This is a genomic window from Candidatus Arthromitus sp. SFB-mouse-Japan (genome assembly GCF_000270205.1).
Lineage (GTDB): Bacteria > Bacillota > Clostridia > Clostridiales > Clostridiaceae > Dwaynesavagella.
The window spans coordinates 1,378,223-1,390,070 of the sequence record NC_015913.1 but is presented as its reverse complement, the minus strand read 5'-3'; the positions used below and the strand labels follow the sequence as shown (position 1 = coordinate 1,390,070).

Sequence of the window (11,848 nt, the reverse complement as noted above, 5' to 3'; positions counted from 1 at the left end):
AGGACCTTTCTTAATTTTTTTAAGAAAGGTCCTTTTGGTTTTTTAGTTATCTTCAGATTTGATGTTGAATTTTTTCCTGAATTTTTCAACTCTACCACCAATATCCACAATTTTATTTTTGCCAGTAAAGAAAGGATGGCAATTGGAACAAATTTCAACTTTTAATTCGTCTTTTACAGAGCCTGTTGTGAATGTGTTTCCACAAGCACATTTAACCACGGCATTGTTATTGTAATTTGGGTGAATACTTTGTTTCATTACATATACCTCTTTCGTTTCATTATACACCTTTCTGTATTCTATCATATATAAATAAAATTAGTCAATAAGAGCAAAAGTAATTTTATATGAGCAGGTATTCTTATTTAAATATTTATTTAAAATTATTCTTTAAATATTTTGATTTGTACGTATAATTAACATTATAGGAGGGGATGTATGAATTATGGCGAAATTATATTTTAGGTACGGTGCAATGAATTCAGGAAAAACTACAGCTATGCTTCAAGTAGCACATAATTATGAAGAAAAAGGAATGAAAGTTTTATTGTTAAAACCGAGCATTGATACAAAGGGAGATAACAAAGTTGTATCTCGTCTTGGAATAGATAGAGAGGTTGATTTTTTAATTTCACAGACAGAGAGTTTAAAGAATTTATTGAAACCATTTAGAGATAATGTTGATTGTATTATTTTAGATGAAGTTCAATTTTTGAAGAAATTCCAGATTGATGAATTATTTGAGATAAGTATTATTTGGGATATACCAGTTATTTGTTATGGACTTAGAACGGATTTTTTGATGAATGGGTTTGAAGGTAGTGAAAGATTATTACTTATAGCTCACTCTATAGAGGAACTCAAAACAATATGTCAATGTGGGAAAAAGGCTATAACTAATGGAAGAAAAATTAACGGAAAGTTTGTTTTTTCAGGAGATCAGTGTGCGATAGATGGTGAAAAAGATGTGACTTATGAACCATTGTGTGGTAAGTGTTTTATTAAAAGAAGAGAAGTTTATGATATATAATATTAATATTGTTGAAAGTTTGGGGTGTGACAGTTGAAAAGATTGGGAGGACAAGCACTTATAGACGGAATAATCATGATTGGAAGAAAATGTAGTGCAATTGTTCGAAGGAAATTAAGCGGGAGAATAGATATAGAAACTAGAGAAAAACGTATTGTAGAACCTTCTGGTATTGAAAAAATATTTATTATCAGAGGTATGATTAATTTTATAAATACTATAAGAGATAGTGTGAAAAATTTAAATTTATGGGAGATTAGTAGTGAAAATGGTAAATCTAATATTTCCAATAGTTTTATAAAGGTAATTACAAGAAATAGAGTATTAATGTTTGTTTTAAGCAGTATATTTTTGATGTTTATTTTTTTTATTTTGCCTGAATTTATTGTATTTATAATTCCATCTATTAAAAATATTCAATTGATATCTTTTATTAAATTTATAATTAGATTGATTTTGATATTTGCGTATATTATGGGAATATCATCAAGCTCTGAATTATCTAAAATTTTGAGATATCATGGGGCTGAGCATAAGGTTATTAATTGTTATGAAAGTAAGGGTGAATTAACTGTAGAAAATGTAAAAAAATCATCAAGATTTCATAAGAGATGTGGAACTAATTTTATAATTTACATATTGATTTGTTATTTAATGTTGTTTTTTATTATACCGAGATATAATTTTTTAATTAATATATTGATAGAATTAATAATTTTTCCAATTGTAATTGGGATATCTTATGAAATATTAGATTATATGGAAAGAAGCGAAAGTATTTTTTCATCTATGCTTTTTAGTATTTCAAAGCTTATTCAACAATTTACGACTAAGGAACCTAAAGATGATGAGATAGAAGTTGCAATTATTGCATTGAAAATATCAGAAGGTATAAAAGTGAAAAATACTATAAAAGAATTGTTTTTGATGGGTAGATCGATATTAAGAGATGCGAATATAGAGTCTTATTCATTAGATTCTAGATTAATAATTGAATATTGTTTGCGTATTACGCCAACACAAGTATTTACGAGTGAGGTTGAGGTTTCTAAGGAAGATGAGAAGAAATATTTAGATTTAATTGATCAAAGAAAAAATGGGAAACCAATTGCTTATATGGTAGGAAAGAAAGAATTTTATGGAATAGATTTCATAGTTAAAGAGGGTGTTTTAATTCCTAGAACTGACAGCGAAATACTTGTAGATAAAGTTTTAGAAATTTTAAATAATAATGAGAATTGTTTAAGTATATGTGATTTGTGTTCAGGGAGTGGTGCTATTGGGATATCTATACAAAAAAATAATAAGAATGTGAATTGTACATACGTAGATAATTACGAAATTCCTCTAAAAGTTACTGAGGAAAATATATATATACATGATTTGAAGGATAGGAGCTATGTTGTTAAGAGTGATTTGTTAGAATTTTTTATAAAAAATGGATTAGAGCTTGATGGTATAGTGTCAAATCCTCCATATATAAAAAGTAAAGATATAAAGAATTTAATGAAGGATGTTAAGGATTATGAACCTCATGAAGCTTTAGATGGTGGTGATGATGGTTTATCGTATTATAGAAAAATTTGTGAGCAAGCTAAGGAAGTTTTGGTTGATAATGGATTTATTGCATTTGAAATACCATATAATAAGGCGTTTGATATTATGTATATAATGACTAATAATAATTTTGTAAATATAGATATTTATAAAGATATTAATGAGCATGATAGGGTTATAATTGGATATTATAAATCTAAAATTGAGTAGGGTTATAATATCATTTATTGTTGAAATTTATACAAATAAAACTTATAATAATTAACTAGATGAAATAAAGATCATGGAGTTGAAAGTTAAATGCTTCAAAGGTTAGATTTTTTAGAGCAAAAATATGAAGAATTGTCTATCAAAATAAGCGATCCCGAGGTTATGTCTAATCAGAAAGAATGGCAAAAGCTTTGTAAAGATCATTCGGAACTTGAGGTTATTACATTAAAGTATAGAGAGTATAAAAAAGTTTTGGATGATATAGAGTATAGTAAAGAAATGTTAGATGATGAAGAAGACAAAGAGTTTCGAGAACTTGCTCAGGAAGAGATTAAAGAATTGCAAAATAATAAGATAACTATTGAAAATGAGTTGAAAATTTTACTTCTCCCTAAAGATCCAAATGATGAAAAAAATGTGTTCGTTGAGATAAGAGCAGGTACTGGAGGGGATGAAGCTGCTCTATTTGCTGCGAATTTATTTAGGATGTATTCTAAATATGTAGAAAATAAACGTTGGAAAATAGAAATGATAAGTGTAAATGATACTGATATAGGTGGATTTAAGGAAGTTGTATTTATGATCAAAGGTAGTGGGGCCTATAGTAAGCTTAAATATGAGAGTGGAGTACATAGAGTTCAGAGGGTACCTGATACTGAAGCTTCTGGTAGAATACATACATCAGCTGCAACAGTTGCAGTTTTACCTGAGGTTGATGATGTTGATGTTGAAATAAATCAAAATGATTTGAGGATAGACGTATTTAGATCATCTGGTAATGGTGGTCAGTCAGTAAATACGACAGATTCAGCTGTTAGGATTACTCATATTCCAAGTGGAATAGTTATATCATGTCAGGATGAAAAATCTCAATTAAAAAACAAAGAAAAGGCAATGAAACTTTTAAGAGCTAGATTATTTGAAATTGCGGAGCAAGAGAGATTAAAGCTTATTGCTGAAGATAGGAAAAGTCAGGTTGGATCTGGAGATCGTAGTGAGAGGATAAGGACATATAATTATCCACAAGGTAGGGTTACCGATCATAGAATAGGGTTAACAATTTATAAGTTAGATAGTTTTATGGATGGATATATTGATGAAATAATTGAAGGACTTATAACAGAGGATCAATCAGAAAAAATGAAGCAAATGGGAGAAAGTATATAGTATTTGAATTTATCGCCATAAGATTTTTCTTATGGCGATAAATTCATATACATATATGGGTGTTTGTATGGAAACTAAGATTGTAGATTTTTATAATGATAAGAAGGAATACAATTTATGCATAGAAGCTTTAAGGAATAGTGAGATTATTGTATTTCCAACAGAAACTGTATATGGGATTGGAGCTAATGCATTAGATAAAAATGCAGTATTAAAAATATTTGACATTAAGCGTAGGGAAAGAGATAATCCTTTGATTGTACATATAGCAGATAAGGAGATTTCAAGGTATGCAAAGAATATAGGATATGGTGCGTATAAACTTATAGATAAATTTTGGCCGGGACCATTAACTATAATTTTAGAAAAAAAGGAAATAATGCCCTATGAAACTACTGGAGGACTTGATACTGTAGCGCTTAGGATGCCAAATCATCAAATTGCACTTGATTTAATTGAGAAAAGTGGATTTCCAATTGCAGCACCATCTGCAAATATTTCTGGGAAACCTAGTGGAACTAGTGCAAAAAGATGTTTTGATGATTTGAATGGAAAGGTTAGTTTTATTATAGATGGTATGCAAAGTTATATAGGACTTGAATCTACTGTTATTAGTATGGTTAATGATGAGGCTGTAGTTTTAAGACCAGGATATGTTACAATTAATGATATAAAAGATGTTATACCTAATGCAAAATTATATGGTAAAATTAATGATAAATTTATTAAGGATAAACCTATATCTCCAGGATTGAAGTATAGGCATTATGCACCTAAGGGAGAGATGATTATTCTAAAATCAGATTTAAATAGTATAGGTAAGTATATAAAAGAGAGAGTAAATTCTTATAAGATTATAGGTGTTCTGTGTTTAAGAGAAAATTATAAATTTTATGATGAATTAAATAAAACATTAAATTATATTCTTAAAGTTGTAGTTGTTGGAAGTAGAGATAGTTATTTAGAATTAAGTAGGAATTTATTTGAGAGTATAAGGAAGTTTGATGATTTAGAATGTGACTTTATAGTTAGTGAATGTTTATGCGATGATTTTTCTAATGCTATTATGAATAGACTTCTTAAGGCGGCTGGACATAGGTTAATTACTTTGTAGGGGTGGTATTTGATGAATATATTATTTGTTTGTACTGGAAATACTTGTAGAAGTATTATGGCTGAAATTATCCTTAGAGAAAAAATTATGGATAGATTTGGTGAAAATGATTTGAAATCATTTAGAATTGAATCTGCAGGTATTATGGCAGATGAATCAACTTATATTTCATCTAATGCCAATAAGGTTTTAGAAGAATTTTATAATAAGAAATTTGATAGTAATAGAAAAAGTAAATTATTAGATAGTAAAATTATAGATAATTGTGATATTATTTTAGCAGTTACAAGAGATCATAAAAAGTTTATAGAAAGCAATTTTTGTGTAAAGGATAATAAATTATTTACAATTTCGGAATTTGTTGATGAATGTTGTGATATAGTTGATCCTTACATGGGTGATATAGAGATATATAGGGCTACATTACTTAAACTTGATTATTTATTAAACAAAGTATTAGATAAATTAAATGAATTTGGAGGATAAAATGAAAAATGTTTTTGAAATAAAGCATCCGATAATACAGCATAAGTTAACACAGTTAAGAAGTAAAGAGACACGTACATGTGATTTTAGGAAATTATGTGATGAAATTGGGGTATTTTTAGGTTATGAGGCACTTAAAGATATTAAAATGTTGGATAAAGGGATTGAAACACCAATAACATTTACGTCAGGTAAAATGATAGAGGAAGAAAATATAACATTTGTGGTTATTTTAAGAGCAGGTCTTGGAATGTTAAATGGGATTTTAGAAGTTATACCTAGTGCTAAAGTAGGACATATCGGACTTTATAGAGATGAAAATACACTTGAAATTGTAGAGTATTTTTCTAAACTACCAAGTGGAATTGAGAATACAAAAGTTATGTTATTAGATCCAATGATTGCGACTGGAGGATCTATAATTGACTCTATAAATATTTTAAAAGCAAAGGGAGTTAAGGATATAAATGTTTTATCATTAATTTCATCTCCAGAGGGTTTGAATAAAATAACAACTAAATTTGATGACATTAATATATATACAGCAGCTATTGATGATAAGTTAAATGAAAAGGGATACATAGTTCCTGGATTAGGAGATGCTGGTGATAGGATATTTGGAACGCATTAGATTTAATACGTATCAGAATAATTTTTGAATTTATTGGAAATTATAAGTACATATTTAAAATGAGATATTTAGGATGATTTTATGAAATATATAACATTATTTATTTTTAGTATGATGATATCGTTGTTTTTGACGCCATTATTTATGAATATTTCCTTTAAATTTGAGTTTTTAGATATTCCTAGGGAAACGAGAAAGGTTCATGGAACGCCAATGCCTTTTTTGGGTGGAATAATTATATATATATCATTTCTTATAACACTAACTTTGCAAAATTCATTTATTGATAATAATCATTTTAGGATAATAGTTAGTTCAACTATTATTTTAATTGGGGGTATAATCGATGATATATATCCTATTAAACCAAAAGAAAAGCTGATTATTCAGATTATTGCTATTAGTATTTTGGTATTTAATGATATTTATATAAAGGATATAACGTTTATACCTGGGGGTAGTACATATTCATTAGATTTTTTAGGAATACCCTTGATGTTTATATGGGTAATAGTGCTTACTAATGCATTTAATTTGATAGATGGGTTAGATGGTTTAGCTGCAGGTATTTCACTTATAGTGTTTATAACTATTTTTATAATAAGTGTGATATCTGGGAATTTATCTAGTGCTATTATATCATCTGTTTTATGTGGTACGCTAATTGGTATACTTCCTTATAATTTTTATAAAGCCAAGATATTTATAGGTGATTCTGGAGCTCAATTTATTGGGTTTATTTTGTCTGTTATTTTAATAGATGGAAGTAATACCATAAATGGAGAGTTTATTATTTTGATTCCAATGATTATTTGTGGGGTACCATTATTTGATACTATAACTTCAATAATACGACGTAAATTGAAAAATTTACCTATAATGCAGGCTGATAAGGGTCATGTACATCATAAGTTAATAAGATTGGGTAATTCGCATCCTAAGGCAGTTATTATTATGTATTTTATTGAGATTATATTTAGTGTAATAGCTATTTTCATGGTCATATCAAATAGGATCAATTTCTTATTTCTGTTAATTATTAGTGTAATTTATGTTATTTATTTAATGGTTAAGCTTGATATTTTTCAACTGAAGAAGGATGAATAATTAATTTATATTTTGAAGGAGATATTATGAGTATAAAAGTTATTAGTGTTTTTGGAACAAGACCAGAAGCAATTAAAATGGTTCCGCTTATAAAGGAGCTACAGAATAATAAGAATTTTGAAAATATTGTATGTGTGACCGCTCAGCATAGAGAAATGTTAGATGATGTATTAAATAAGTTCAATATAATACCGGATTATGATTTGAACCTCATGAGAGAAAAGCAGACATTAACAACTTTAACTACATCAATAATGATAAATCTTGAAAAAATATATTTAGAAGAGAAACCTAAAGTTGTGCTTGTACATGGTGATACAACCACAACTTTTTGTTCTAGTTTAGGAGCGTTTTATCAAAAGATTGATATAGGGCATGTTGAAGCAGGATTAAGAAGTAATGATTTATATTTTCCATTTCCAGAGGAAGCAAATAGAAAATTAACTGGAGTATTGGCAAAGTATCATTTTGCACCTACTAATTTATCTAAAAATAACCTTTTAAAAGAAGGTGTAAATGAAAAGAATATATATGTTGTAGGTAATACAGTTATAGATACAATGAAATATACAATAAGTAATAATTATATATTTAGAAACAAAATATTAAGAGATATGGATTTTTCACGTAAAGTAATTGTAGTTACAGCACATAGGAGAGAGAGTTGGGGAAAACCTATAATAAATATTTGTAATGTTGTAAAAAAAATATCAGAGGAATATGAGGATATAAAAATTGTATTTTTAACGCATTTAAATCCTATAGTTAGGGATACAGTAAATTCTATTTTAAATGGCATATCAAATGTATATATATTAGATCCTATAGATATATACGATTCACATAATTTATTATCTAGGTGTTTTTTTGTTATGACTGATTCAGGTGGTATACAGGAGGAGGCTCCTCATTTGGGTAAAGTTGTTTTGGTTTTAAGAAATGAGACTGAGAGGGAAGAGATGATAGAAGAAGGGATGATAAAATTAGTTGGAACGGATAGAGATAGAATATATAAATTTGCAAAAGAATTGATAGATAATGGAATTGAGGATAAGGTGATAAGTAATGTTTATGGAGATGGGAATACATCAAAAAGGATAGTTAGCATACTAGAAAAAAACTATTTAGGTAATAATTAAAAAATTATAATTAACTTTGTATATTGGTACCGTATAATATAATGTGGTTTTATTTAATCTAAGATAAATTAATATTTGGAGGAGCGGCTAGCATGCAAAGATTTAGAATTAGAGGCGGTAGGACGCTTAACGGTGAGATTGAGGTTAGTTCGGCTAAAAATTCTGTATTACCTATAATAGCGGCCACAATACTATGTGATGATGAATGTATAATTGAAAACATACCTATGCTTGATGATGTTTTTGTTATATGTGATGTACTAAGGAGTTTGAAAGTAAAGGTAGATATAAATGAGATAGATAGTACTCTTAGTATAAATAGTAAGAATATGCTTCCACTTGATTTATCTGAGAATTTAGTAAGGAAGATGAGAGCTTCATTTTTAGTATTAGGACCTTTAATATCTAGATTTGGTAAAGCTTGTATTTATATGCCAGGAGGATGTAATATAGGTCTTAGACCAATTGATTTGCATTTGAAAGGATTATCAACTTTAGGAGCAAATGTTTCAATTGTGAATGGATGTGTTGAAATTACGGCAAAAAAATTACTTGGATCTAAAATATATTTAGATTTTCCTTCAGTAGGAGCTACTGAGAATTTAATTATGGCTGCTACATTGGCTGAAGGAAGAACTATAATAGAGAATGCAGCTAAAGAACCTGAAATAGTAGATTTGGTAGTATTTATAAATGGTATGGGTGGAGATATAGAAGGCGCAGGGACATCTAAAATAATTATAAATGGCGTCAAAAATTTGAGAGGTACTAGGCATATTCCTATTTATGATAGGATAGAAGCTGGAACTTATATAGCACTTGCAGCTATTACTAAGAGTAGATTTAAGGTGAGGGGGATAAATGAGGAATATTTAAATCCGATTTTATCTAAATTTTATGAGATGGGACTTGATATGAATATTGATGGGAATGAAATTTTTGTAAATGGTAATGTTGATTTAAGAGCTATTAATTTAAAAACTTTACCTCATCCTGGTTTTCCTACTGATATGCAACCACAATTGATGGCATTATTATCGGTTACAAATGGTGTTAGTACTATTACTGAAACTATTTTTGAAAATAGGTTTATGCATGTTATGGAATTGTGTAGAATGGGAGCTAATATTTCTATATATGATCGAGTTGCTATAATAGAAGGTGTGAGTAAACTAATATCATCGACTGTAAAGGCTACAGACTTAAGAGCTGGAGCTGCACTTATACTTTCAGCACTATCTTGTGATGGTGAAAGTGAGATTACCGATATATATCATATTGATAGAGGATATTCAGGAATAGAGTATAAATTAAGAAAATTGAATGCTAGTATAGATAGAATATAAATTAAGAATAAAAAACATCCATTATTTTGGATGTTTTTTATTTTGTAAGAATATATAACATATTAATAAATAAAATATTATATATTAAAGATTAGTAGAGGTAAAATGTTTTGATTAAATATATTTTAAAGAAGTTTTCATTATTATTATTAATTTTTATGTGTGTATTTTTTTTATTGCCTTTAGCAGTTATTGGTATTAGTTATAATGAAGATTTTAAAGGTTTCATTAATGTTAATCAGGAAGATGTTATTATAAAATTATATAGACATGAAACAGATAGTGTAGAAGAATTGAAATTAGAAGAATATTTAGAAGGTGTTTTGGCAGCTGAAATGCCTGTGAAATTTGATATAGAGGCTTTAAAGGCCCAGGCAGTTACATCTAGAACATATGCAATTAGCAAGGTAATTAGTGGGGTAAAAATACATAATGTTGCTCATGTTTGTGATACAGTCCATTCTCAGGCTTATATAGATGAGAGTATGTATGAGCAGAAGTTTGGTAGTAAGAAAGATGAATATATAGAAAAAATAAGAAGAGCTATAGACGAAACAAGAGGAGAAGTCTTGTATTACAATGATGAAATTGTTAATAATGCATTATATTTTGCAATTTCAAGTGGATATACCGAAAATTCATCAGATGTATTCTCGTTTGACGAGCCATATTTAAAATCTGTTAATAGTTTATTTGATCAAGATGCACCAAATGTTACCAAGGAATATGTATTTAGCGAGAGTGAGTTTGTAGATAGGATAAATAATAAATATTCTAATGCGAATGTTAAAAACTATGATGATATTGAAATTTTGGGTTATACGGAATCAGGATCAATATATAGGATAAGATTGGGGAATGAGATTATTAGAGGATTAGATTTCAGATATTTATTCGAGTTAAATTCGAGTAATATAGATATGAAAAAGGAAGATAATAATATAGTTATAAAAGTTAGAGGTTATGGTCACGGTGTTGGTTTGTCCCAATGGGGAGCAGGAAAGATGGCTGAGCTTGGTTATAAGTATGATGAAATATTAAAACATTATTATAGTGGTGTTAAGATTAAAAAGGTTTCAATTTAGTGATGCCTTTTTCTTTTTTTTTTGTGCAAAATGTTCTAAAAATGTATTTTTTTACTAAAAGTGGACACAATTAGAATGGAGGTGTTAAAAATGAATAATTTAAAAAGGACAAAAATATTTGGCAAGAAGGAAAAGATTAATTTATTTGTTTTTATTGGGATAGCAATAGTTTTAGCGTTAATAATTTATTTTAGTAATTCATCATTTAACAATAATTACGCAGAGGGTAATAAAACTCAGGTTACAGATAATACGAAATTTAATGAAGAATTAAATATCAATGAGAGTAATATGGATAATGCCCTTCAAGTTAATAATATACCGAGTGATACTAATACTAAAAATGAAGATGTATTGAATACTTCAAATAATCAGGAAGTAAAAGATATTGTAAGTAAAAATGATAATTTAGATAAATTGTCAAATACCGATATTGCAACAAATTTAATTGAGGATAAAAAAGATTTGGTTAACAAAGAGGTTGTTGATGTTGATTTAGATAAAGATAATGTTCAAGTTTCAGCATCCACATTAACATTTTCTAGTCCTGTTGAGGGCTCATTAATAAGAGAGTATTCAGTAGATACGATGTATTCTAAGACTTTAAATACATGGAGAACTAGAGATGGTGTAGATTTAAAGGCTGATAAGGGTGAATCTGTTATGTCTGTTTTAGATGGTGTTGTCGAAAAAATAGATAATGATTTAACGGAAAAGGGACAGTATATAGTAATTAAACATGATAATGGATTTAAAAGTGTGTATACAAATTTAGATGAAGAGATTAAGGTTGTCAATGGTCAAAAGGTTAGGAAAGGTGAAGTTATAGCAACAGTTGGAAATTCATCAGGTAATTATTCAAATGAGGATTATGGATCACATTTAAATTTTGTAATGTATCTAAATAATGAAGAAGTAAATCCAGCAGATTATATAAATTTTAAATAGTTGTCCAGTCGAGGTGACTGGACAACTA

At 28.1% G+C, this 11,848-nt stretch carries 12 protein-coding genes; 11 read left to right on the top strand and 1 reads right to left on the bottom strand.

Features of this window, described 5'->3' with window-relative positions:
* Positions 1 to 42 precede the first annotated feature (42 nt).
* Positions 43 to 258 carry a 50S ribosomal protein L31 gene (rpmE, locus tag SFBM_RS06615; RefSeq protein WP_007440357.1) on the bottom strand — a complete coding sequence of 72 codons (216 nt, stop codon included), beginning with the start codon at positions 256 to 258 and terminating at the stop codon, positions 43 to 45.
* 187 nt (positions 259 to 445) lie between these two features.
* On the opposite strand from rpmE, the gene SFBM_RS06610 reads away from it, so the two are divergent.
* The 11 genes from SFBM_RS06610 (at position 446) to SFBM_RS06560 (ending at position 11,820) form a co-directional block, all read left to right on the top strand.
* Positions 446 to 1,030, top strand: a complete 585-nt coding sequence (locus SFBM_RS06610; RefSeq protein WP_005805344.1) for a thymidine kinase — start codon at positions 446 to 448, stop codon at positions 1,028 to 1,030.
* 33 nt (positions 1,031 to 1,063) lie between these two features.
* Positions 1,064 to 2,797 (top strand): peptide chain release factor N(5)-glutamine methyltransferase, encoded by a 1,734-nt coding sequence (prmC, locus tag SFBM_RS06605; protein WP_005805346.1) that lies wholly within the window; start codon positions 1,064 to 1,066, stop codon positions 2,795 to 2,797.
* 90 nt (positions 2,798 to 2,887) lie between these two features.
* Positions 2,888 to 3,964, top strand: coding sequence for a peptide chain release factor 1 (gene prfA, locus SFBM_RS06600; RefSeq protein ID WP_005805347.1), 1,077 nt, complete (start codon positions 2,888 to 2,890; stop codon positions 3,962 to 3,964).
* Positions 3,965 to 3,995: 31 nt separating this feature from the next.
* A complete protein-coding gene (locus tag SFBM_RS06595; protein WP_007441126.1) occupies positions 3,996 to 5,078 on the top strand; it encodes an L-threonylcarbamoyladenylate synthase in 1,083 nt (360 codons plus the stop codon).
* A gap of 12 nt (positions 5,079 to 5,090) precedes the next feature.
* On the top strand, positions 5,091 to 5,564 hold the full coding sequence (locus tag SFBM_RS06590) for a protein phosphatase (RefSeq protein ID WP_005805350.1): 474 nt from the start codon (positions 5,091 to 5,093) through the stop codon (positions 5,562 to 5,564).
* Position 5,565: 1 nt separating this feature from the next.
* Entirely contained in the window at positions 5,566 to 6,195 is a 630-nt protein-coding gene (upp, locus tag SFBM_RS06585) for a uracil phosphoribosyltransferase (protein ID WP_007439746.1), read from the top strand.
* Positions 6,196 to 6,276: 81 nt separating this feature from the next.
* Positions 6,277 to 7,302 (top strand): glycosyltransferase family 4 protein, encoded by a 1,026-nt coding sequence (locus tag SFBM_RS06580; protein WP_005805352.1) that lies wholly within the window; start codon positions 6,277 to 6,279, stop codon positions 7,300 to 7,302.
* Positions 7,303 to 7,328: 26 nt separating this feature from the next.
* Positions 7,329 to 8,441: a non-hydrolyzing UDP-N-acetylglucosamine 2-epimerase gene (wecB, locus tag SFBM_RS06575; protein ID WP_005805353.1), complete on the top strand. Its 1,113-nt coding sequence runs from the start codon at positions 7,329 to 7,331 to the stop codon at positions 8,439 to 8,441.
* 92 nt (positions 8,442 to 8,533) lie between these two features.
* Positions 8,534 to 9,787 (top strand): UDP-N-acetylglucosamine 1-carboxyvinyltransferase, encoded by a 1,254-nt coding sequence (murA, locus tag SFBM_RS06570; protein ID WP_005805355.1) that lies wholly within the window; start codon positions 8,534 to 8,536, stop codon positions 9,785 to 9,787.
* A 110-nt stretch (positions 9,788 to 9,897) separates the two neighbouring features.
* Positions 9,898 to 10,872 (top strand): stage II sporulation protein D, encoded by a 975-nt coding sequence (gene spoIID / locus SFBM_RS06565; protein WP_005805357.1) that lies wholly within the window; start codon positions 9,898 to 9,900, stop codon positions 10,870 to 10,872.
* A 90-nt stretch (positions 10,873 to 10,962) separates the two neighbouring features.
* Positions 10,963 to 11,820, top strand: a complete 858-nt coding sequence (locus SFBM_RS06560) for a M23 family metallopeptidase (protein ID WP_007439745.1) — start codon at positions 10,963 to 10,965, stop codon at positions 11,818 to 11,820.
* The last annotated feature ends 28 nt before the right edge of the window (positions 11,821 to 11,848 follow it).

What these genes read in the sequence shown, in the direction of transcription:
- rpmE (WP_007440357.1), bottom strand. Translation starts at nt 258, where the DNA reads ATGAAACAAAGTATTCACCCAAATTACAATAACAATGCCGTGGTTAAA.
- SFBM_RS06610 (WP_005805344.1), top strand. Translation starts at nt 446, where the DNA reads ATGGCGAAATTATATTTTAGGTACGGTGCAATGAATTCAGGAAAAACT.
- prfA (WP_005805347.1), top strand. Translation starts at nt 2,888, where the DNA reads ATGCTTCAAAGGTTAGATTTTTTAGAGCAAAAATATGAAGAATTGTCT.
- SFBM_RS06595 (WP_007441126.1), top strand. Translation starts at nt 3,996, where the DNA reads ATGGCGATAAATTCATATACATATATGGGTGTTTGTATGGAAACTAAG.
- SFBM_RS06590 (WP_005805350.1), top strand. Translation starts at nt 5,091, where the DNA reads ATGAATATATTATTTGTTTGTACTGGAAATACTTGTAGAAGTATTATG.
- upp (WP_007439746.1), top strand. Translation starts at nt 5,566, where the DNA reads ATGAAAAATGTTTTTGAAATAAAGCATCCGATAATACAGCATAAGTTA.
- SFBM_RS06580 (WP_005805352.1), top strand. Translation starts at nt 6,277, where the DNA reads ATGAAATATATAACATTATTTATTTTTAGTATGATGATATCGTTGTTT.
- wecB (WP_005805353.1), top strand. Translation starts at nt 7,329, where the DNA reads ATGAGTATAAAAGTTATTAGTGTTTTTGGAACAAGACCAGAAGCAATT.
- murA (WP_005805355.1), top strand. Translation starts at nt 8,534, where the DNA reads ATGCAAAGATTTAGAATTAGAGGCGGTAGGACGCTTAACGGTGAGATT.
- SFBM_RS06560 (WP_007439745.1), top strand. Translation starts at nt 10,963, where the DNA reads ATGAATAATTTAAAAAGGACAAAAATATTTGGCAAGAAGGAAAAGATT.